The sequence below is a fragment of the bacterium genome (genome assembly GCA_035529855.1).
In the GTDB taxonomy this organism is placed as follows: Bacteria; RBG-13-66-14; B26-G2; order WVWN01; family WVWN01; genus WVWN01.
The window spans coordinates 17845-39189 of sequence record DATKVX010000054.1; the positions used below are offsets into that span (position 1 = coordinate 17845).

The window sequence follows — 21345 nt, forward strand, 5'->3', positions numbered from 1 at the left end:
CATTATTTACGTACGTTGCGCGGCCCCGACCTGCGTCGCCTCGGCGGCGTTGAGGCCGGCAGATTGAAATGTCGTCGTCGCGGATAGTATTAATCGTTTTCGCGGCCTTGTACGTCGCGTTGGTGTGGGCGGTCCGTTACGTCCCGACGCAGGACGGCCCCAGCCACCTCGCCAACGCCGCGGCGCTGAGGGACATCCTCCTCCCGGGCGACCAGGGCCTCGAGGCCGACTACTATGTCCAACGGCGGCCCGTGCCGAATTGGGCCTACTACGCCGTCGTGGCGCCGCTGGCCGTCGTCGTACCGCCGCTCGTCGCCGAGAAGCTGTTCCTCTCGGCGTACGTACTTGCCTTCGCTTTCGCGTTTTATAAACTCGCCCGCGCCGCCGGCGTCCGGACGTGGGCCGCGGCGGTAGCGGCGCTGCCGCTTTCGGTAGCGCTTCCCTTCCAGATAGGTTTTTACAATTATTGCGCCGGCGTCGTCGTTATGCTGGCGGCGTTGGCGTACTTTTGGCCGCGGCGGGACCGTCCGGGCGTTAGGGAAGCGGTCGTACTAAACGTATCAGCGGTCGCGGCATATTTTTGCCACCTGCTGCCGGCGGTGCTCTTGCTCGGCGCCGTTTATTTTTTGAACGTCGTTTTGGCGGCGGGTATCGTCCCGGGAGAGCGTTCTATAGCGCGGCGCGCCCGTTTCCTGGCCGGCCTGCTGCCGGCGTGGGTCCTGCCGCTGTATTACCTTTTCCAGCCGAGCGGCGGCGATACGACGTGGTTTCCGGCCGGCGAGCTTTTGCGGTTGCTGGTGAGTGGGTGGCCGTTGGTGTCTTTCGGCCCGGCGCAGCGGCCGGTGGGTTTTTTGGCCGCGGCGGCCGCGCTCGCCGGCGTGGCGGCGGTGTTTTGGGCCAAGAGGTCGGGCCGCCGGCCCCTACGGCAACCTCGCGACGCCTTCGGTTTATTGGCCGCGGCGTTCCTAATTTTATGCTTCGTAGCGCCGGACGCCGCCGCGGGCGGTTCGCTGGTCTCGGCCCGCCTCGCGGCGTTCGTATTCCTGTTCGTATTTATTTGGGCCGGCGACGGCCTCGGTAGGCGGGGCGACGCGGCGGCGCTGGTCGTGGCGGTTACGTTGGCGGCCGCGGCCTGGGTAGGCGATTTATATTACTATCGCAAATATGACCGCGTCCTGCGCGAGCTTACCGCCGCCGATTGCGGGTTCCGGCCCGGCGCCGGGATGGTTTACCTGGATTACGCCGAGGGCCGGCCCGGGCTGGTGCGCGTAACGTTGCACGCCGGCGCCTACTACGCGCTGCGTTCGCGCCTGCTGAATTTCTCCAATTACGAAGCCGAGCTTCCGTATTTCCCGGTGCGGTTCCGCCCCGGCGCGCCGCGGCCGGCCGCGGTCGAGATAATAGGGGGCGGCCGGTACGACGCGGAGAAATGGGCGTCGCTGGTGGATTACGTCATCACGTGGGATATGGAAGAATACCACCGCCGCCGGCTCGCCGCCGAACGTTGTTACGACCTCGTCGTCAACGGCCCGCAGCTCAAAATTTTTCGAATAAAGGCCGCCTACCGTAAAGCCGGCCGCCCGTAGGCGGCCGGCTTCGCATATGAACGTATCGCGGCGGTCCAGTTTTCGGAGTCGTTCCTTTTTATTCCCTTCTCGAGAAACGCCGTTCGGGCCCGCCCGGGCTTAAGGCCGGTGCCGGTTACTGTATGCCGGTCAAGTACGCGCCGTATACGGTGGAACGCAGCTTGGCCTGGTCGACTTCGTAGACCACTATGAAGTCGGCGTTTTCCGGGCGATAAACTTGTTTAAAAGCGTCGCCGCCGTAGTCGACGCGGATGATCGTCAGCTCGCTTCCCGCGATGTCCGTCGGCACTTTTTTCAGGCCGGTATAGCCCTTATACCATATCGCCGTAAGGCCGGGGCGGAGCGAGAGCGCGGGCGGTTCCAAGACGACGTACCGGGCGTTATAGTTCGTCAGGATGGCTAGGATCTCGCGAATGCCGCCGGCAGGCCAGTAGAGCGTGGGCCGGTCGTATTGGTAAAGCAGTTGGACGACGCGCGGCCAGGTGACGACGACCTCGTCGGGTCCGGTGTGTTCGTTGAGCCACGTCGCGACGTCGGCGAGGCGTTGGTATTCGACCCGGTCGTCGTACCGGAGCGTTTTAGCGAGTGGTTTGACGAGTGGCAGTAGCAATATTACGACCAGCGCGGCCGTGACCCAACGCCGCCGCCGTTCGAATAAACCCGCCGCCCGCATTACGCCCGCAAAGCCGAGGGGTATGGCCAGCAAGTAGAACGGCGTGAAGTAGCGGAAAAGCCCCCAGCCGCAAACGGCGAGGCCCACGATGGAGGCCAGCAGAGCGAGCGCCGGGAAGAGAAGCGCGCGCCGGCGCCTGAGCACCGGGACGGCCACGGCCGCCAGCAAGACGAACGCGGCGAACGGTGCGCCTTTGAACGGCTCGCCGGTGCCGAGATTGCCGAGCAGGAAAGGCTCGAGCGCCCGCCATATGCCCCGGACGTACCGGCCTAACAGGCCGAAGAAGTCGTACGAGGCGAAGAACCCGGCCCACGTCGGTACGTACCTTTTGATGGCCCACACTTGTTCCTGGTTGGGCGCGATTATAAAGTACTTGGCCTGGGAGTAGAGCGGGTCGCCGAAGGTGCGGGCGTTTCGTATCCACCACGGCATCGCCGCGGCGGCGAAGGCCAGCAGCGCCAGCCCGGCCGGCGCGAACGCCTTCCGCCGGTACGCCACGAACAGCGCCGCGACGTACGCGACGAGCAGCAGCGCGCCGTTCAACCGGCACAGGTACGAGAGGCTTAAAAGTATGCCCACGATAATGGGTCTAACCAGAGAGGGCCGCTCGGACTCGAAGTCGCCCGCGACGGCGATAGCGGCGAAGAAGAGCAGGGCGAAGTACGCTTCCGGTTGGACCCGGCTCGAGAACCACAGGAACGCCGGCTCGACGGCCGCGACAGCGACGCCGGCCAGCGCGAGCCCCGGCCCGAGCCACCGCCGGATGAGCAGGTATAACAACGCCAGCGCGCCGAGCGACGCTATGAGCGTGAGTATCCGCGCCGCGGCGGCGGTGTTCGCCCCCAGCGCGAACGTCGCCGCGGCCACCAGCGGTACCAGCGGTTGGCGGTTGCCCTCCGGGTGGACGACGGCGCCGGGCTCGCCGAAGAAGTCCCATTTGGCGTACGTTACGTACCCGCGCCCTTGGGCCAGGTTGCGGCCGACCTCCAGGATGTTTCCGGCGTCGGCCTCGGGCAAGAAATTATGGAAGAAACACCAGAGCCGTGGGGCCAAGGCGAGGACGAATATTAAAATTAAAACCGTCACCTCGGCCCGCCGCGATAGATTTGTGTTGGTCATCATAATGGCGTATTTTAGCAAAGCTTTCACGTATAGTAAAGCGTAACTAGTTGCGTCCGCCGCGGCGGTCCTTTCCTAATAATGTTGGCACGGGGCGAATAATGGGTTAAAATTATACCGGTCACGACGCTATGGATAAGCCGCGCGAGATTATCAGGGCCGTTATCCGGCTCGGGCGAGGCCGCCTCGCCGCGGCGGCGCTGGCGGGTGCCGCCGGCGTTATAGCCGTCGTCGCGGCCGCGACGTTGTTCGCCTTGGGTGCTTCGGCGCTTTGGGGGTGGTGGCCGGCCGCGGCGTTGGCGGCGGTCGCCGCCGCGGGCGCGCTGTACGGGTTCTGGCGGCTTCTGGGCCGGGGGCTGGCGGCGCGGGCGCGCCTGGCCGACGCCTTGGTTACCGCCGAGTCGCGGGTCCCGTCGCTCAGGCATCGGCTGGCGTCGGCGTACTACGTCGCCGCGGCCGAGGGCGACCGCGGGACCTCGCCCGAGTTGGCCGAGGCGTTCGTCGGCGACGTCGAGCGGCGTCTCCCGGCGAGTATGAAGGCGCCGTTGCCCGGGAGGTATCGGTTCGTGCCGCTCGGCTTGCTCTCCGGCGCGGCGGCGGCGTGGTTGGTCGTCGCGTTCGCGGCGCCCGGGTTCCTCGGCGACCGCCTGGCGGCCCTGGCGGAAGCCGCGCCGGCGGGCGGCCTTATCGCGGCTGTGTCGCCCGGCGACGCCCGCGTGGGGGTGGGCGCGACGCTGGCGGTGGAGGCGACGCTGCGGCGCGACTTTGCAGGCGAGGCGGCCGTCGTCGTCGAGCGGGGCGGCGCCGCAAGCGAGGTCCCGATGGAGCTCCGGGGGCCGCGGGAGCTCGCCGCCTCGGTGGCGGCCGGCGCCGAGGATTTCCGGTACTACGTCGTCGCCGGCGGCGAGAAGAGCCGGCGCTACAAGGTCGAGGTCGTACCGCCGCCGTCCTTCGGCGGCCTGCGCGTCGCGGTGACGCCGCCGGCGTACGCCGGCTTGCCGGCCCGGGCGCTGCCGCCGGGAGAGGGCGACGTGCGCGCGCTGGCGGGTTCCACGGTCCGCGTCGAGGTCGGCGTCGAGGGCGCGGAAGCGGTCGAGCTCGAGGCGCCCGGCGGCCTCCGCGCGACGTGCGAACCCGAGGGCGACGTCTTCGCCGGCGAGTTCGTCGTGGCCGAGGGGGGTACCTATCGCGTCAAGGCCGCGTCGCAGTGGGGCGAGACCTTTACGCCCCGCTTCGCCGTCGCGCTCGAGCCGGACGGGCCGCCGGAGGTCGCGGTCGTCGAGCCGGCCCGGGACCTGGTTATCGCCGATACGTCGCGCTCGCCGCGGCTGCGATTCACCTGCGCCGACGACTTCGGCCTGGGCGACGTGCGCGTCGTCTATTACAACGAGGCGACCGGCCGACGCCTGACGGGCGAGGTCGGCTCCGGCGCCGGCCGGCGCGAGCTGGAGGGCGACGTCGACCTCATCCCGCCCGGTATGGACCTTTTCCCCGGCGACGTCGTCTCGTACTACGTCGAGGCGTTCGACAACGACGACGTACGCGGCCCCAAGGCCGGCCGGTCGGCGACGTACCGCTTCCGCTTCCCCACCGCGGCGGAGATGTTCGAGCAGGTGAGCGAGGAGATGACGGAGGGCGTTTCGGACCTGGCGGGCTTGCGGGAGCAAACCCGGCGCCTGCGCGAGCAGTTGGAAGAGGCGGGCGCGCGGGGGCGGGAGGAGGCGTTCTCTCGGCCCGAGCTGCGCGAGCTGGTCGCGGAACAGGAGCGGCTCCGGCGCGAGCTGGGCGAAGCGGCCGAGAAGCTCGACGCCCTGCTGGAGCGCGCCGACGAGAACGTTATCAGCCCGGAGCTAGCGGCCAAGATCGTCGAGGCGAACCGGCTGTTGAACGAGGCCCTCGATGAGCAGTCGAAGGAGGCGCTGCGCAAACTGTCGGAGGCGCTCCGCGAGGTGGACCCGGAGCGTGTCCGCGAGCTTATGGAGCAGGTCAAGCTGGACCAGGCCGAGCTGGAACGCAACCTCGAGCGCGTCATAAATATCTTAAAGGACGCGCAGCGCGAGGAGCTGCTGCGCAACCTCGCCGCCTGCGCCGAGGAGTTGGCCGAGCGGCAGCGCGACGTCCTGGAGCGGCTCGAGGCCGCGGACTCCCCTCGCGACCAACGCGAGCTGGCGCGCGACGTTGAAGCCTTCGGCGCCGACGTACGCGAGTCGGCCGAGGCGTTCGACGAGGTAGACGCCGAGCTCGCGGCCGAGCTCCGCAAAATCGCCGAGGAGTACGCGGAAGGGCAAGCGAAACGGGCCGCCGAACGCGCGGCGCAATACCTCGCCGCGGGCGAAATGGAGGAGGCCGCGGCCGGCGGCGCCGCGGCGGAAAAGGAGTTGGAAGAACTGGCCGCGGCGCTGCGGGAGCTGTCGACGCGCTACCGCGAGGGGAAGCGGCGCGCGCTGTTGGCCGATTTGGACCGGGCCATTGAGCGCGTACTGGGCGCGTCCCACCGCGCGGAGGCGATGGCCGCGGAGCTGGCGGGCGGCGCCGGGCCGGCCTTCGCGGAGCGCCAGGAAGGCCTGGCGGCGGAGGTCGGCGACATAGGCGACGACGCCCGGGCGGCCGCGGAGAAGTCGCTCCTGGTGCCGCTGGCCGTCGGCGAGGCGCTGGCGGAAATCGGCGCGGAGTTAGAGGCCGGCGCGCGTAACGTCGAGCTCGGCAACCGCGGTGCCGCGGCCGAGGCGAACGTGCGGGCGTTGGCGGGCCTTAACGTCGTGGCCGCGGCGTTGTTGGAGGTGCGGAGCAACGTCGCCGCCGCCGGCTCGTCGGTGGGCCTGGCCGAGATGATCGAGCGGATGAAGAAGCTCGCCGAGGGCCAGCGCCAGGTCAACCGCCAGGGCAAATCGGTATTTTCGATGATGCCCGGGATGTCGCCGTCGGAACTCCGGCTCGCGCTCGAGCGGATGGCCGCGGAGCAGGCGATGATACGGGAGGGGTTGGAGAAGTTGGCGGGGGAGGGGCGCGGCCGCGGCGCCGAGAAGGCGGGCGAACTCGGCGGCCTGGCCGAAGAGATGGCGGAGCTCGAGCGGGAGCTCGAAGCCGGGCGCCTCGACGAGCGCGTCATCGAGAAGCAGGAGAAGCTGCTGGAGCGGATGCTCTCGTCGACGCGGGCGCTGCGGGTCCAGGGGCGCTCGAGCCGGCGCCGCGCCGAGCCGGCCCGGGAGTACGCGACGCCGACGGTGGCGCCGCTGCCCGGTACCCTCACCGCGCCCCGGCTCGAGGCCGGGCCGGCTAGCGGGCCGCCCGCGGCGGGGTACGTCCCGGCGGACCTGCGCGCGTCGCTGGCCGAATACTACCGCCGCCTGGCGGGAGGCGAATAAGGGTTCATATATGCGGCGAGCAGTAATATTATCGATATCGGCGTTGGCGTTGGCGGCGATGGCCTGGGCGGCCGGTTCCCTCCACGACGCCGCGGCCTATCTCGGGGAAGGGGAGAAGGAAAAGGCCGCGGCCGAGCTTATAGCCTACGGCCGGGGCGACCCCGCGGCGCCGCTGGCCAACCAGGCGCTGGACTGCGTCTTGTTATTATATAAGAAAAACGTGGGAGCGGAGATGCTCGCGACGTACGTGGACGCGCTCGCGCTGGTGGCCGACGGCTACGCCGCGACGGCGGACATCGTCTTCCGCGAGATGGCGGCCGACGGCGAGCTTCCCTGGCCGCTGCGGGGCCGGGCGGTCCTGCTGGCGGCGGACATCAACGCCGCCGGCGACCGCGTGGAGCTGCTCGAGCGCGCGTGGCGCGACTGCGACGACGATACCGGGCGCCTGCTCGGCGTCGCCCTGGCGGAGGCGTATTACAAAGAGGAACGGCGGGACGACGCGCGTAAAGTACGCGACGCGTTCGCGGAGCGCTTCCCCGGCGACGAAGGGCTCAAGTACTTCGACTATTTAAAAGAGGAGAGCGAATGACGGCCAAAGCCGGTTACCGGGAGCAGCAGGTGGTCGTTGTCATCGACGCGGCGCCGCTGGCGGAGCTGCTGCTCGAGTGCAGCCCCCGGCCCATACTGCCGGCGCTGTCGTACGGCCGGGCGAAGATAGGGTACAGTCGCCGTATACGCGACGAAGTAAAAAGGTTGTTGAAGGAGAAGGACCTGCCGGACGACCGCGTCGTCGCCCTGATGGATGAGCTGTGGCGCGAGGGCGTGGAGCTTACGCCGGCCGACGAGGTGCAGGCGTACGAGGACGAGGCGCGGGACGAGGGCTTGCGGCTCGCCGTCGCCGCGGCCGACCCGGCGATATACCTCACCGCCGACGAGAGCCTGGCGGAGATGGCGGAGTGGAAGGGCGTCGACGTCGTGGATAGTATAGGGAAGGTTAGGCAGATACTGCTCTCGCACGAGGACACGGCGGTCGTCTTTCGCGCGGGTTCGGAGCCGGAGGCGATTCGCGTAGCGGACGCCCTCCGGGAGGCCGGCGTCGACGCGCAGGTAGTCTCGCAGCAGGTCCCCTGGTATAACGGCGTGCTGGTCGTGGGCCAGGGGTATTGGGGCGAAATAATGGTCTTCGAGAAGGACCGCGAGGAAGCGGCGAGGGTAATCGCACGTTTGGATATGTGAGCTTCGCTACTTTTCCGGAAATATTAAAACCGCCCCCCGGGGCGGTTTTTTCGTGGCCTGCTTTTTGGCGTCGGGGAGGTAGGGGCGACTGACCAGTCGCCCCTACGAACGTTTATTAATCCTCGGGGCCTCCTACGTACGGCGCCAGCCGGCCTTTCTTCACATTGTTAAAGACTGCGGTGGGCCGACCTGAAGGTCGTCCCCTACGAAGACCAGGTGCGCCAACGACCAGAAGTCGCGCCCGCGGCGAAGAAGTAATACGTAGGGCCGCACCTGCAGGTGCGGCCGCGTTTGGGCGGCGGCCGTCACGGTTTGCCGGGAGGTTCCCCCATAATCACGTCCAGGCTCGCCGGGCCGCAGTTGAAGAGTACGTCTATCGCCGAGAGGTTGGGCACGAAGTCGCCGAAGAGCTGGGGGTACGGCGTCGGCTCCCAGCCGAGGTAGCTTTGGCGCAGGCCCGCGGCCTCGAATTTCTCCTTTTCAATATAGGCCGCCTCGCCGTCGGAGGAGAGGTACGCCGTGCCTCCCAGCCTCTTGCAGATGTCGACGACGAGGTCCGTCTTCGTCCCCGCGAAGGTCATCCCCTTTACGTCTACCGCGGGCGTCTCGACGCCCAGGAAGCGGCGCAGGCCGTCGATTATATGGAGGTTGAGCTCGACGAGCCACTTCCACTCGCGGCCGTAAACGTCGTCGAAGAAGCCGGCGTAGTCGGCGAAGTGCGGCGCTGTGGCGTAGCTCTGGCGGATGGCGTCGCGGTGTTTGCGGCGCCAGGGCCCTTCCGCGACGCGGACGTCGCGGATGAGCTGGTCGTGCTTCCCCTTGACGTAAACCGGCACCGTGAGCCAGAGGGGCCCCTCGCGCGTTTTGATGCGGTTGCGGACTTGCCAACTCTGTTTGCTGAGTTGGACGAAGTCCAAGAAGGCGAAGGCGTCGGCTCGAGCCATCTTCCGGAAGAAGCCCGCGAAGGGAAGGTATACCGGTTGGTGGAGGGCGATTACTTTTTGCGGACGAGCAGCATCCATCCTGCATCCCGAGACGTCTCGTTGCGGCGGGTGATCGCGTAGCGGTCGAACCACACCACGTCGAAGCCGTCGGCGAAGAGAGCGCGCGCGCCCTCCTCGTCGTACACGGTGAAGCGGAGGCCGTCCCACTCGCCGCGATTGAGGAGCGTCCGGCCGCCGGCGCTTTCGGACTCGGTAACGTGCGAATCCTCCGGCGAGCGGAGGTTGGTGAAGCACCATCCCCCGGGCGCGAGGACGCGCCGGACTTCGGCCACCGCCCCGGCGACCGCGGCCTCGTCGCCGTAGAATATGCACTCCCACGGCAGGACGACGTCTAAAGAATTATCACGGAAGGGAAGACGGTCCAACGCGCCGCAAGCGGCGCTTCCGGCGAGGTCCTCTTCGGCCAGGAAGGCCCGCACGTTGCGCGCGGCCTGTAAGGAGTAGTCGAGCGCGAACGTCCGGAAGCCGCAGCGGCTCAGGAGGACGGTGTGGCGCCCGGAGCCGGAGCCCAGGTCGAGGGCGCGAAGGTTGCGGCGGTCCTCCTCGCGGGGGAAGGCGTAGGCCACGAACCGCACGACCTCTTCGGCGGGGTAGACCATGCGCCGGCGCGCGTGGTGGTTTTCCCAGAACGCTCTCTCTACCATAACCCTCTTCGGCGGTGGCGGCCGCGGGAGGCCGTCAAGCGAAGTCGCCCTCCCCGATGCCGTCGCCGGCGGGAATGTCGCGGGTGGCGCGGCGGCCGTTCACGTCGTCTATGCGAAACGGGTTCAAACCTTTGCGGTTCTTGCCGGGGCGCAGGATGTCTATATTTTCGCCCTCGCGCAGTACGTCGCCGGCGGCGACGTCGCAGGTGGCCTGGATGCCGCGCTGCGAGTAATGGAATAGCTCCTCTTCGGCGGGTTGGACTTCCTTTTCGCCGGTGCCCCGCATTTTCTCCACCAGCCGTATCGCCCGGACCATGGCGGTGAGCTCGTGGGGTTCGACGGCGAAGGAGTGGTCGGGTCCGGGAAGGCCGTGGTCGAGGGTGAAATGTTTTTCTATCACCTTGGCGCCCAGCGCGACGGCCGCGGCGGGCGCGGCCACCGGGTCGGCGGAGTGGTCCGACAGGCCGACGACGGCGCCGAACGTCTCGGCCAGCGTCGGGATGGCGAGAAGGTTCACGGCCTCGGGAGGCGTGGGGTAGGCCGCGGTGCACTGCAGGAGCGCCACCGGGACGTCGGCCGCGGCGCGTACGAAGTCGAGCGCGCGTTGGATGTCGGCGTACGTGCCGGCGCCGGTCGACATCAGGAGGGGTTTGCCGGTAGCCGTCAAGAATTCCAGCAGGCGGAGGTGATTGAGCTCGGAGGAGGCCACCTTGTGGACCGTGACGTGCGGGTCCACCGCCCGGGCGTCGGTTACGGAGAAGGCGGAGGCCATGAACTCCAGGCCGCGTTCGCGGGCGTGAGCGGCCAGCTCGGCCAGCATCTCGTACGGCATCTCGAGGCTGCGTAGGAGCTCGAGCGCGTCCTCCCGGATGCCGGCCTCGGCCAGGTAGTCGCTTTGGCCCGCGCCGGGGGCGTATATCGTCTCCGCCCGAAAGACCTGGAACTTGACGGCGTCGCAGCCGGCGTCGGCCGCGGCGTCTATGAGCTCGTGGGCCCGCTCCTCGTCGCCGCCCAGCACGCCCGCCCGCCAGTTGGACCCGGCCTCGCCGACGACGAAGACCGGTTTGCCCTCGCCGAAGGGAGCTTCGGCCTCGGGGCCCGGGTTGGGTTTCGGTTTCGCCATAGTGTGATTATTTTATTTTAATGTCTTTCAAACCCTCGGCGATGCCGATAAGGTCGAGCTTCCGGGGCTCTTCCGTGATGGCGGTGGTGGCGCCGGAGTCGCCGAAGTCGACCAGCGCCAGCGTGCCCTTCTCGTGTTCGGAGAAGGCGATACCGAAGATCGGTATCTCCTCGGCGACGTAGACGTAGCCGGCCTCCCGTCCCGCCTTCGTGAGGACGAGCTTTTCGCAGCTAAGCTTCTTACCGGCGAGGGTCTCGTAGGGAGCGGCCCCGGCCTCCTCGGCGTCGACGCCCGCGCCGCCGCCGAAGACCTCGTTCAAGTCGGGCCCTTGGCCTACGGTTTCCATCGCCTTCTGCAGCAGCTGGAGCTCCTTGAGCGGCAGCTCTACCGCCGGCGCGTCGCCCACCTTGACGATAAGGCGTTCGGATTCCTCCGCCAGGTCCTTGCCGCTTTTGAGGAAGGATATGCTCTCGAGCTGGGGCACGAGGGCTTTGGATACGGCCTTGCGGCCTTCGCGCTCGACGACGACCTCCAGCCAGAAGTAATCCCGGCCGCCGCGGCCTTCCTTGCCGGTGAGCGCGACGAGGACCTCCGACTCCTTACCGCTACCGCTCGTAAGACGGTACTCGCACCAGCGGCCCACTTCCCATTGGCTGACGGCCTCGGTCAGCACCTCCTCGATGGCGGTGGGCGGCGGGGGCGTTTCTTTTTTTCCGCAGGGGCCGCAGCCGGCGAAGAAGGCCACGCAGGCTGCGAGGGAGATAACGAGTGCGCGAGTTGCCATATTCTCCTCCTGGAGAGTTACGCTATGCCGAACGCGTAATGTATGATGTAGTAACAAACGGCGCTGATGGCGGCGGCACCGGGGAGGGTCAGGAACCAGGTGATAACGATGCGCCGCGCCAACGCCCAGCGGACGGCGTTGATGTTTTCGGTGGCGCCCACGCCCATAATGGCGGTGGCGATGACCTGCGTCGTGCTGATGGGCGCCCCCAGCCAGGAGTTGACGAAGATTACCAGGGCCGAGGAGGTCTCGGCGCTGAAGCCGTGCGAAGGCTGGAGGCGGACCATGCGCGAGCCCATAGTACGTATTATGCGCCACCCCCCTATCTGGGTGCCGAGCCCCATGAAGAGGGCGGAGCTGAGTATAACCCAAACCGGTACGTGGAAGTCGGTCTGGAGGCCCGCGATGACCAGGCCGGCGGTAATCACGCCCATGGCGTTCTGGGTGTCGTTGGCGCCGTGGCTGAACGCCATGGCCGCGGCGGAGAATATCTGCGAGACGCGGAAAAACTTATGGGCCTTGCCGGGCACCGCCCGCCGCGACAACCACAGCACCGCCACCATAAAGATGTATCCGATGGCGAAGCCGGCGATGGGCGAGAGCACCATCGCGATGACGATTTTTTGGATGCCGGCCCATTGCCAGGTACCGACGCCGAAGGCCGCCGCGGCGGCGCCCATCAGGCCGCCGACCATAGCGTGCGTTACGCTTATGGGGATGCCGAGGTACGAGCAGGCGCCGGACCACACGATGGCGCCGACGAGAGCGAAGATGAGGATCCATAAATTTATGTCGGCCGGGTCGACGATGCCCTTGCCGATGGTCCTGGCGACGGCGGTGGTGAGGAACGCGCCCAGGGTGTTGAAAACGGCGGCCATCAAGACCGCCTGATAGGGCTTGAGCGCGCGCGTCGAGACGGTGGTAGCGATGGCGTTGGCGCAGTCGTTGACGCCGTTGATGAAGTTATAAACCGAGGCTAGGGCTATTACGACACCGAGAAGCAGGAACGTTTCGAGCATCGACCTCAGCCGGCCTTACGCGTTAATCGGGGTTTAGGCGTTCTTTACTATTACGCCGTCGACGATGTTGGCGACGTCTTCGCAGCGGTCGGTGGTGCCCTCGAGGACCTCTATTATCTCTTTCCACTTGATTATGGTGATGGGGTCCTTTTCGCCGTTCAGGAGGTTGGCGAGGGCATTACGGCAGATGTGGTCCGCCTCCTCCTCCAGGCGGTTTATCTCCAGCAGGTGGGGTTTCACGTCCGGGAAATGCCGAAGGCTGCGCACGGCCTTCTCTACGTTCTTGGCGCCGGCCAGGATGAGCTCGGCGATCACGACGACTTCGTGTCGCACGCCGTCCAGCTCGTAAAGGCTCATCTTGTGGCCCGCGACTTCGATGTAGTCGATTACTTCGTCGAGGGCGCACGCCAGCGCGTGGATGTCGCCCCTCTCGATGGGCGTTACGAACGAGCGGTTTAGGTTGTCGATTATCCCGTGGGTGATGTCGTCGGCGCGGTGCTCGATGTCTTTTAATCTGCGCGCGGAGCGGGGCGCGTTTTCGATGTCGTTGACGAGCTTCGTCAACTCGGTCGCGGCCTCGACCGCCAGGCTGGCTAGCTCGGTGAACATGTCGAAGAACCGCTCCTCGCGCGGGATGAGTTTCGGGAATTTAAAACGCATACTTAACCCTTCGTTCGCCGCCGCCCGGGTTTTAACGGTTTCCTAAGCCGAGTTCGCGGTAGAGCTTACGGAAATGGTCGCGTACTTGTTTTCTCTTCAGGCGGGATAGGTGGTCGATGAAGAGTACGCCGTTCAGGTGGTCGACCTCGTGGACCAGTACCCGGGCGCCGAGCCCTTCCGCCTCGAGCTCCCGCTCGCGCCCTTTAGCGTCGACGTATTTCACCACTGCGCGCGCCGGCCGCGCCAGCGGCGACGCGAAGGACAACAAGCTGAGGCAACCCTCTTCCTCGACTTCTTCTTCGTCCGACGTCCGGACGATTTCCGGGTTGATGAACAACGTGTCGGCCCCCTCGGGGAGGAGGGAGGGGTGCACGACTACTATCTGCTTCAGGACCCCCACTTGCGGCGCCGCCAGCCCCACGCCGCGGTGCTTGACCATGACGTCCGCCATGGCCTTTATCAGTTCGCCTTCGGTCGTCCCCAGAGACTCGACCCGTTCGGATTTCTCGCGGAGTACGGCGTCGTCGAGGTAGCGGAGGCAGTACTTAATATCGTCGTCCTTCACGACCGGGATAGGATACCACGCCGTCATCGGCGGGTCAAGGCGTAACGGCGAGGGGCTAGTCCTCGTCGGCCGCGAGGCGCAGCCGCTCGAGGCGGAATTCGCGCTTCGCCCCGCTGGCGTGGCAATAGGCGGCGACGCAGCAGCGGCCGCCGCGGGTTTTAATAGCGTAGGGGGTTATGGACCTCGAGCTCTCGCCCTTGCCGCCGCGGTATATTATCGCCACGGCCTCTCCGGCCGCCGCGGCCCATTCCAGCTCGACGACCGTCCCGGCGTCGAGGCCTTCTTCCGTCGGTATGCCCCGCGACACCAGCGCCAGGTCGCTCACCGTTTCGGCGCCGAAGCGTTCGCGAGCCGCGGCCGAAAACGCCAGCAGGAGCTGGCTCTCGACGGCGGCGTCCCCCAGCGCCCGGTGGGGCGCCGGGTTGGTAACGTTAAACGTTTGGGCCAGCGTCTCGAGTTTGTAGCCGGCGAGGCCCGGGTAGCAGTTCCGCGCCAGGCCCAAAAGGTCGACCGAGGCGTTGCGTAGCTTCGGTAGGCCGAGCTCCGCCGCGGCCGCGACGACGAACGACATGTCGAAAGGGAGGTTGTGGGCCACGAGCGCCGCGTCGGCCGCGAAGGCGACGAAGCGCGGGAAGACCTCCGCCAGCTTGGGTTGGCCGGCGAGGTCGGCGTCGGTCAGGCCGTGGACCGCGGTGGCGCCGGCCGGGACCGGGACCTCCGGGTCCACCAGCGTCAGGAAGTGGTCGACGACGTCGCCGCGGCAGAGCTTGAGCGCGCCCACCTCGACGACGCGCGCGCCTTTCGTTACGTCCAGGCCCGTCGTCTCGAGGTCGAAGACGACGAAGGTCGCCTCGGCCAGCGGAACGTCGAAGGGGGTGGGTGCCATATATAAAGAAGCCCGGCCGGGCCGGGCGTTCTCCTCGGGGATATTTCAGATGTCTAAGTTCTTGACTTCTTTGGCGTGGGACTCGATGAACTCGCGCCGCGGTTCGACGGCGCCGCCCATCAGCGTGGTGAAGATCTCGTCGGCTCGAGCCGCGTCCGCGATCTCCACCTCGACGAGCGTCCGGCGTTCGCGGTCCATGGTCGTCTTCCAGAGTTGCTCCGGGTTCATCTCGCCCAGGCCCTTGTAACGCTGGATGCGAGGCGTTTTTTCCTTGGGGAAGCGCTTGAGGATTTCTTTGAGCTCTTTATCGTTGTAGGCGTATAATTCCTCTTTGCCGTCGCGGATGCCGTAGAGGGGCGGTTGGGCAATATAGAGGTGGCGGCCTTCGATGAGCCGGGGGAAGTGGCGGTAGAAGAACGTGAGGAGCAGCGTGCGGATGTGCGCGCCGTCGACGTCGGCGTCCGTCATCAGGATGACCTTATTGTACCGCAACTTGTCCAGGTCGAACTCCTCCTCGCCGATGCCGGTGCCCAGCGCCATGATGATGGTGCATATCTCTTCGTTCCGGAGCATCCTGTCGATGCGCGTCTTCTCGACGTTGAGGATCTTCCCGCGGAGCGGAAGAATGGCCTGGAACGCGCGGTCGCGCCCTTGTTTGGCGGAGCCGCCGGCGGAGGGGCCTTCCACCAGGAAGAGCTCGCACTCCTTCGGGTCGCGGCTCGAGCAATCGGCCAACTTGCCGGGGAGGCTGCCGGACTCCAGCGCCGTCTTGCGGCGAGTGAGCTCTTTGGCCTTACGCGCCGCCTCCCGCGCCTGGGCCGCGACGACGGCCTTGTTGACGATGGCGCGCAGGATCGCCGGCCGCCGCTCGAACGTTTCCACCAGGCCCTCGTAGATAACCGATTGCGTGATGCCCTTCATTTCGCTGTTGCCCAGTTTGGTCTTGGTCTGACCTTCGAACTGGGGCGAGGGCAGCTTTACGGAGAGCACCGCCGTCAGGCCTTCGCGGACGTCTTCCCCCGTTATGCTGGGGCCGTTGTCTTTAATGAGTTTATTTTTCGCGGCGCACTCGTTGATGGCGTTGGTGAGGGCGGCGCGGAACCCGGTGAGGTGGGTTCCGCCCTCGGTGGTGTTGATGTTGTTGGCGTACGTATGTATGGATTCGTTGTAGCCGTCGTGGTATTGGATTCCGGCTTCGACGACGACGTTTTCGCGCTCGCCCTCCAGCACGATCACGGGCCGCGACACGGGGTTGCGGGCGTGGTTGAGATATTCCACGAACGCCTTTAGGCCGCCCTTATATTGAAATACGTCTTCGTGGCCGTCGCGCTCGTCGTTCACTTTGATCTTCAAACCCTTGTTGAGGAAGGCGAGCTCGCGGAGGTGATGGGCGACGGTGTCGTAGTCCATCTCGACGGTCTCGAAGATGAGGGGGTCGGGCTTGAACGTCGTCTGCGTGCCGGTGGACTTGGCGCGTCCTACTTTTTTAACCGGGGCTTTAGGTTTGCCGCGTTCGTACTCCTGGCGCCAGACGCCGCCGTCGCGGCGCACCTCGACCTCGCAGTATACCGACAGCGCGTTCACGACCGATACGCCGACGCCGTGGAGGCCGCCGGCTACCTTGTAGACCTTGTTGTCGAACTTGCCGCCGGCGTGCAGTTCCGTCATTACTATTTGAAGCGCCGATTTCCGGGCTCGCGGGTGGCGCTTTACCGGGATGCCGCGGCCGTTATCCGTGACGGTGATGGAGCTGTCTTTGTGCAGGACGACGTCCACGGTCGTGCACTCGCCGGCGAGCGCCTCGTCAATGGAGTTGTCGACGACTTCGTAGAGGAGGTGGTGCAGGCCGCGCTGGTCGGTGGAGCCGACGTACATCGCCGGCCGCCGCCGGACCGCCTCCAGGCCCTTCAGAATTTTTATCTGCGCGGCGTCGTAGACGGGCGCGTCTTCCGGCGCGGCGCCGTTTTCGACCGGAACCTCGACCGTTTTATCTTGGCGGACCTCGGCCTCTTTTCTACTCGGGCGCGCCTTGCGAGGAGCCTTCTTCGGCCTGGCGCGTGGGGCCGCTTTCTTCGGCGCCGCGGCCTTGCGGGCGGATTTGCCGCGCGGCGCGGCGGTTTTTCGCTTAGTAGAGGCCGGGGCCGTCCGCTTTTTGCTAGCCTTTTTCGTTTTTTTGTCTTCGGTCTTTCCCTTTTTCTTTGGCATAAAATCAGGTCGATTCGGCGCTGCGAAGTCGCTTGAAAAGGATTGGTAAAGGCGTATTATTTATCGCAAAATTATATAATAATTACGGCTTAAAATCAAGGGAAATCCCGGCCTATTCGGCCCGGGTCGCGGTATCGTAACTTATTGAAATCATTATAGTAATACGACGAGATTTTTCGGCGATTTACGAGGCCGAGGCCGTATTTCGGCGCGGCCTAATCCGAGGTCGCGATTTGGCCTTCTGTTATACGTATATTGGCATCAGGCTCGATGCCGGCGGGCGGGTCGGTCGCGGTAAAGAATACCTGCTCCGCGCCGGTCACGACGTCGGCCAGGCGGCGTTGGCGGTGGGCGTCGAGCTCGGAGGCGACGTCGTCCAGCAGCAGGAGGGGGGCGTCGCCGCGGGTTTTTTTCAGCAGGCGGAACTGGGCGACGCGGAGGGAGAGCGCCGCGGTCCGCTGCTGCCCTTCGCTCGCGAAACGGCGGGCGTCGCAGCCCGTTACCGTCAGCCGCAAGTCGTCGCGGTGGGGCCCCACGAGCGTTTGGCGCCGCCGCTCTTCGTCGGCGCGGTTATCCCGCAGCTTACGCTCGAAGGCGCGCGCTACCTCTTCTTCGTCGCCGTCGCAAGGTACGGCGGGGTCGTAATCCACGACGAAGTCTTCGTCTTCGGGCGCGAGCTCGCCGTAGGCCGTGGCCGCCGCGGCCGCCAACCCCGCCGCCGCCCCGGCCCGGATTGAAGTTAGCCTGGCGCCGGCGGCGACGAGTTCGTGGTCGTACGGTTCCATCTCGGCTCGAGGCGCCGCCCGGGATAGGAGCGCGTTCCGCGAGCGCAGTACGGCGTAGTAGCGCTGGAGGGTGTAGAGGTATTCCCGGCTCTCCTGGCCCAGCCAGACGTCCAGGAAGCGCCGCCGTACGGCCGGTTCGCCCTTGGCCAGCGCGAGGTCGTCGGGCCCGAACGCGACGACGGCCAGGGTTCCTACGTAGTCGATTAGGCGGGGGATGGTTTCGTCGTTGACGGCGGCGACCTTGCCGGCGGCGCCGTAGTCCAGCGCGAAGTGCTGTTCGCCGCAGTCGCTGTGGACCGTCGCGCGCACCGACAGCGTGTCCTCGCCGCGGCGCACGAGGTCGCGGTCGCGGCTGGTCCGGAAGGAGCGGCCCAACGCCAGGAAGTGGACCGCCTCCAGCAGGTTGGTCTTGCCGGCGCCGTTGGGGCCGACCACTAAAATCAAACCGGGCGGCGCCGTTACGGTCGCCTCCCGGTAGTTGCGAAAGTTATTTAAATAGATTTGGCTCGCGTACAAAGCGGCTCACCGGCCCGCCGCTAAATCTTGATGGGCATGAGTATGCAGAAATGGTTCTCGTCGCCGGTGCCGCGGAACGCGCCCTGCTTCGCCGGGTCGTTTAGCTCGTATATCACGTCGTCGCCCTCCAACGAGGCTACGACCTCGTGGAGGAAGCCGGGGTTGTAGCTTACCTTGAACTCCTCGCCGTCGTATACGCACGGGAGCGGTTCGCGCGCCTCGCCCACCTCCGCGGTTTTCGCCTCCACCTCGAGCTGGTCCTTGCGGACGGTAATGATTATCTGGCGGTTGTTCTCGTCGCACATCAGCGCCATCCGGTCGACCACGTCGAGGAATAGGCCCCGGCCTATGCGGACTTCGCGCTCGAACGATTGCGGGATTACTTCGCGGTAGGGCGGGAACTTGCCTTCCGCTTGGCGGGTTACGAAGCGGAACCGGCCGCAGTCGAACGAGATGTGGTTTTCCCCGAAGGCGATTTCCACCGGCTCGTCGTCGGCCAGCACCTTGGATAGTTCGCCGGCGGCCTTGCTGGGAAGGATGACGTCCACGATGCCGCCGATCTCGATTTCGGTCTTGAGCGAGGTATACGCCAGCCGGTAGCCGTCGGTGGCGACGAAGCGGACCTCGTTGCCTTCCGCCTGGATGCAGACGCCGTTGAGGGCGTAGCGGGTCACGTCTTCCGCGGCGGCGAAGAGGGTCTTCTTGATGAGGTTTTTGAGCGTGGCCTGGGTAAGCGTCAGCGTATGCTCGGCCGCGACTTCGGGGAAGACGGGATAGTCGGCGGCGTCGAGGCCCATAAGTTTGAAGGTAGCCCGGCCGCCCTTCACCGTGGCCTGGGTCCCCTCCACCGCCACTTCCACTTCATCGGCGTCGAGGTGCCGGGCGATTTCGACGAAGCGGCGCGCCGGAATCGTCAACGAGCCCTTGTCGGCGACGTCGGCCGCGACTTTGATCCGTGCCCAGAGGTCGATGTTGGTGCCGGTCAACTCGAGGCTGTCGGCCTCGGCGACGAAGAGGATGTTCCCCAGAATGGCGAGCGTGCTCTTGGGCGGGACGGCGCTCTGCGCGATAGCGAGCGCGTCCACCAGTTCTTTACGGTCACAGGTGAACTTCACCGTGGCCTCCCTTGGTATGATTTAAATTATATAGAATTCCGCTACTTACGCAAGATGATAACACTCGGGCGCGCCGATTGTCAATTGATTTGTTAGGGTTTTACCTCGGAGAGGATGGCGGATTTGAGGTCGTCGAGCGCCTGCGATATCGCGGCCCGGGCGACCTTATCTTTTTCTTTTTTAAGGCGCGTGCGGAGCGGGTCCATCGCGCGGGCGTCGCCGACGGCGGCGAGGCTCGCGGCCGCGGCGGCCCGGACCTCCGCCTTCTTGTCGTTCAGCGCTTCGGCCAGCGGCCGCACGGAGCGTTCGTCGCGGACGACGCCCAACGCCTGGGCCGCGGCGAGGCGACTTCGCGTGTCCTTGTCGTTTTGGAGGTTGGCGATGATGGGCTCCACCGCGGCGCGGTCGCCGTAGGAGGCCGCAGCGGCGCACGCCCGGGCGCGTACGCGGGCGTCGAGGTCGCGCAGCGCGGCGAGGAGAGGTTGGAAGGCCGCGGCGTCGCGGAACCGCCCGATGGCGTACGCGGCCGTCGCCCGCCGCTCGGCCTTTTTATCCGACGACAGGATGCGCACCAGCCGGTTCGTTACGTCGGCCGATTTGAAGTTGAGGAGCGCGTCCGCGGCGGCCCACCGGACGTCGTCGTGGTCGAAGACGGCCATGAAGCTGGCGCCGGCGCGCGGTTCGCCGTAACGCTCGAGCGCGCGGATGGCGGCCAGCCGTACCGGCGAGGCCAATTTTTTATTCTCTACCGCGCCGGCCAGCGCGTTGAAGGCGACGGCGTTGTCTTTAATTTTGCCCAGCGCCTTGGCCGCCTCCACCGCGACGGCGGTGTCGCCGCCGGTGAGGTGCGCGGCTAAACGGTCCGCGCCCCAGCTCGGGTCCGGCGGGCCGGTTTGCGCCCAGGCCGCGGCGGCGAACAGAAGAGCCCAGCCCAATTTACACACGTTATAGCTCCGCATCTTACCCATTTCGGCCGCATTTTGGCAATAATTACTTAATAAGTCAAGAAAAAGGTGCCTTCCTTCCTCTTCCTCGATATAGCGCCGAGCCGAAGGAGGTATAAATTTAAAAGAACGGGTAGAGAGCGGACGCAAGGGACGTCGCGGCCTGTTTTATTCCTTTAAATAGCGTGCCGCGGACGGGTTGCGGAAATAATCCCGAAATATTTTTATAGCATATGCTTGACTTCTAAATATTCACGTAGTATAAATATAATGGAGGCTTAAAAAGAGGAGGTTGGCGCATGGGGAAGGAATACGTAAAATTAATAACCGTCGGCGCCGCGTTGGCCGTCGCGGCCAACGTCGCTTACGGCGAGGTAGGGTCGGTGATAAGCTCCTTCAGAGTGAACGTATATTACCCTCCCGAAATGACGACAGGCGTATACCGGGACGCGGCGTACGTATACATCGTAACGTACGATTACGGCGAAAACTTCTATCTGATCAGGTACACGCCGGACGGGACGAAGGCCGGCACTATCGGCCTCGGCTATCTTCCGTTTGGCCCGGCCCTTCTCCCTTACGGAGCGGACCACAGCGTGTCCGGCGCGGGATACGTATCTTTCTCGTTCGATGACGGTTATCTTCTTACGTACTCTACGTCGACGGGCTCCTTGGTAGAGTCAATCCAACGTGAGCCGTACTTCGACCAATACGCTTTCATACCCGGCGGGCGGAGTATTTATGTCGGCCTGGGTAGCGTCGTTTACCGTATGACGAGGGCGTGGAGCGTGGTAAATTCGTTCCCCTTCCAAGGATTCCTTGGGGCGGCTACGGAGGATTTTAACGGCGGCCACGGTCAATATATTATAACCGAAAGGTACGGTACCACCGCCTACGTCTACGCCGGCACGGGGTCGCTCGTTTCTACTTTTTCCACGATACATTCGGGCAAGGACACGGTGTGCGGCCCGGGCTACCCCGCTTCTTACGGGACCACTTATTGGCGTTTCATTAATACCGCGTCGGACTACGGGTGGTGCTACCAGATCGACCTCGGCGGCGCCACGGCCGTTGCGCCGGCGTCGTTGGGAAAGGTCAAAGCGCTTTTCCGGTAAC

18 protein-coding genes are annotated in these 21345 nt (G+C 65.6%); 5 read left to right on the plus strand and 13 right to left on the minus strand.

The window, feature by feature from the left end; genetic code table 11:
* The first annotated feature begins 68 nt into the window (after window positions 1-68).
* Window positions 69-1586: a hypothetical protein gene (locus tag VMX79_06045; GenBank protein HUV86657.1), complete on the plus strand. Its 1518-nt coding sequence runs from the start codon at window positions 69-71 to the stop codon at window positions 1584-1586.
* Between the two features lie 115 nt (window positions 1587-1701).
* Here VMX79_06045 and VMX79_06050 read toward each other — a convergent pair whose 3' ends face one another.
* Complete coding sequence (locus VMX79_06050; protein ID HUV86658.1) at window positions 1702-3408, minus strand: glycosyltransferase family 39 protein; 1707 nt, start codon at window positions 3406-3408, stop codon at window positions 1702-1704.
* A 101-nt stretch (window positions 3409-3509) separates the two neighbouring features.
* Here VMX79_06050 and VMX79_06055 point away from each other — a divergent pair, with 101 nt between their 5' ends.
* Genes VMX79_06055 through VMX79_06065 form a run of 3 tightly spaced genes read left to right on the plus strand, consistent with a single transcriptional unit; the run spans window position 3510 to window position 7979 of the window.
* Entirely contained in the window at window positions 3510-6743 is a 3234-nt protein-coding gene (locus tag VMX79_06055) for a hypothetical protein (protein ID HUV86659.1), read from the plus strand.
* A gap of 10 nt (window positions 6744-6753) precedes the next feature.
* The gene (locus VMX79_06060) at window positions 6754-7332 is read left to right on the plus strand and encodes a hypothetical protein (protein ID HUV86660.1); all 579 of its coding nucleotides are present in this window, start codon (window positions 6754-6756) and stop codon (window positions 7330-7332) included.
* Window positions 7329-7979: a DUF2007 domain-containing protein gene (locus VMX79_06065; protein ID HUV86661.1), complete on the plus strand. Its 651-nt coding sequence runs from the start codon at window positions 7329-7331 to the stop codon at window positions 7977-7979. The genes VMX79_06060 and VMX79_06065 overlap by 4 nt, the downstream gene beginning before the upstream one ends.
* Before the next feature lie 305 nt (window positions 7980-8284).
* Here the strand turns inward: VMX79_06065 and VMX79_06070 are convergent, their stop codons facing one another.
* The 12 genes from VMX79_06070 to VMX79_06125 all read right to left on the minus strand — a co-directional run bounded on the left by VMX79_06070 (window position 8285) and on the right by VMX79_06125 (window position 20229).
* A complete protein-coding gene (locus tag VMX79_06070; GenBank protein HUV86662.1) occupies window positions 8285-9001 on the minus strand; it encodes a WbqC family protein in 717 nt (238 codons plus the stop codon).
* Window positions 8974-9627 carry a class I SAM-dependent methyltransferase gene (locus tag VMX79_06075; GenBank protein HUV86663.1) on the minus strand — a complete coding sequence of 218 codons (654 nt, stop codon included), beginning with the start codon at window positions 9625-9627 and terminating at the stop codon, window positions 8974-8976. The genes VMX79_06070 and VMX79_06075 overlap by 28 nt, the downstream gene beginning before the upstream one ends.
* 34 nt (window positions 9628-9661) lie before the next feature.
* Window positions 9662-10750, minus strand: coding sequence for an N-acetylneuraminate synthase family protein (locus tag VMX79_06080; GenBank protein ID HUV86664.1), 1089 nt, complete (start codon window positions 10748-10750; stop codon window positions 9662-9664).
* 7 nt (window positions 10751-10757) lie between these two features.
* Entirely contained in the window at window positions 10758-11534 is a 777-nt protein-coding gene (locus VMX79_06085; GenBank protein HUV86665.1) for a hypothetical protein, read from the minus strand.
* A 17-nt stretch (window positions 11535-11551) separates the two neighbouring features.
* Window positions 11552-12553: an inorganic phosphate transporter gene (locus VMX79_06090; protein HUV86666.1), complete on the minus strand. Its 1002-nt coding sequence runs from the start codon at window positions 12551-12553 to the stop codon at window positions 11552-11554.
* Window positions 12554-12586: 33 nt separating this feature from the next.
* Window positions 12587-13213, minus strand: a complete 627-nt coding sequence (locus VMX79_06095; GenBank protein HUV86667.1) for a DUF47 family protein — start codon at window positions 13211-13213, stop codon at window positions 12587-12589.
* A gap of 31 nt (window positions 13214-13244) precedes the next feature.
* Entirely contained in the window at window positions 13245-13805 is a 561-nt protein-coding gene (gene def / locus VMX79_06100) for a peptide deformylase (protein ID HUV86668.1), read from the minus strand.
* A gap of 28 nt (window positions 13806-13833) precedes the next feature.
* On the minus strand, window positions 13834-14664 hold the full coding sequence (locus tag VMX79_06105) for an exonuclease domain-containing protein (protein HUV86669.1): 831 nt from the start codon (window positions 14662-14664) through the stop codon (window positions 13834-13836).
* A gap of 45 nt (window positions 14665-14709) precedes the next feature.
* Window positions 14710-16869: a DNA topoisomerase (ATP-hydrolyzing) subunit B gene (gene gyrB, locus VMX79_06110; GenBank protein HUV86670.1), complete on the minus strand. Its 2160-nt coding sequence runs from the start codon at window positions 16867-16869 to the stop codon at window positions 14710-14712.
* Window positions 16870-17084: 215 nt separating this feature from the next.
* Window positions 17085-18170, minus strand: a complete 1086-nt coding sequence (gene recF / locus VMX79_06115; GenBank protein HUV86671.1) for a DNA replication/repair protein RecF — start codon at window positions 18168-18170, stop codon at window positions 17085-17087.
* Window positions 18171-18190: 20 nt separating this feature from the next.
* Window positions 18191-19285: a DNA polymerase III subunit beta gene (dnaN, locus tag VMX79_06120; protein ID HUV86672.1), complete on the minus strand. Its 1095-nt coding sequence runs from the start codon at window positions 19283-19285 to the stop codon at window positions 18191-18193.
* 92 nt (window positions 19286-19377) lie between these two features.
* Entirely contained in the window at window positions 19378-20229 is an 852-nt protein-coding gene (locus VMX79_06125; GenBank protein ID HUV86673.1) for a HEAT repeat domain-containing protein, read from the minus strand.
* 299 nt (window positions 20230-20528) lie between these two features.
* Between VMX79_06125 and VMX79_06130 the strand changes: the two genes are divergently transcribed.
* A complete protein-coding gene (locus VMX79_06130) occupies window positions 20529-21344 on the plus strand; it encodes a hypothetical protein (protein HUV86674.1) in 816 nt (271 codons plus the stop codon).
* Window position 21345: the final 1 nt, after the last annotated feature.

Excerpts from the sequence above, each read along its gene's own strand:
- VMX79_06045 (HUV86657.1), top strand. The coding sequence starts at position 69 with ATGTCGTCGTCGCGGATAGTATTAATCGTTTTCGCGGCCTTGTACGTC.
- VMX79_06055 (HUV86659.1), top strand. The coding sequence starts at position 3,510 with ATGGATAAGCCGCGCGAGATTATCAGGGCCGTTATCCGGCTCGGGCGA.
- VMX79_06060 (HUV86660.1), top strand. The coding sequence starts at position 6,754 with ATGCGGCGAGCAGTAATATTATCGATATCGGCGTTGGCGTTGGCGGCG.
- VMX79_06065 (HUV86661.1), top strand. The coding sequence starts at position 7,329 with ATGACGGCCAAAGCCGGTTACCGGGAGCAGCAGGTGGTCGTTGTCATC.
- VMX79_06070 (HUV86662.1), bottom strand. The coding sequence starts at position 9,001 with ATGGATGCTGCTCGTCCGCAAAAAGTAATCGCCCTCCACCAACCGGTA.
- VMX79_06075 (HUV86663.1), bottom strand. The coding sequence starts at position 9,627 with ATGGTAGAGAGAGCGTTCTGGGAAAACCACCACGCGCGCCGGCGCATG.
- VMX79_06080 (HUV86664.1), bottom strand. The coding sequence starts at position 10,750 with ATGGCGAAACCGAAACCCAACCCGGGCCCCGAGGCCGAAGCTCCCTTC.
- VMX79_06085 (HUV86665.1), bottom strand. The coding sequence starts at position 11,534 with ATGGCAACTCGCGCACTCGTTATCTCCCTCGCAGCCTGCGTGGCCTTC.
- VMX79_06090 (HUV86666.1), bottom strand. The coding sequence starts at position 12,553 with ATGCTCGAAACGTTCCTGCTTCTCGGTGTCGTAATAGCCCTAGCCTCG.
- VMX79_06095 (HUV86667.1), bottom strand. The coding sequence starts at position 13,213 with ATGCGTTTTAAATTCCCGAAACTCATCCCGCGCGAGGAGCGGTTCTTC.
- def (HUV86668.1), bottom strand. The coding sequence starts at position 13,805 with ATGACGGCGTGGTATCCTATCCCGGTCGTGAAGGACGACGATATTAAG.
- VMX79_06105 (HUV86669.1), bottom strand. The coding sequence starts at position 14,664 with ATGGCACCCACCCCCTTCGACGTTCCGCTGGCCGAGGCGACCTTCGTC.
- gyrB (HUV86670.1), bottom strand. The coding sequence starts at position 16,869 with ATGCCAAAGAAAAAGGGAAAGACCGAAGACAAAAAAACGAAAAAGGCT.
- VMX79_06130 (HUV86674.1), top strand. The coding sequence starts at position 20,529 with ATGGGGAAGGAATACGTAAAATTAATAACCGTCGGCGCCGCGTTGGCC.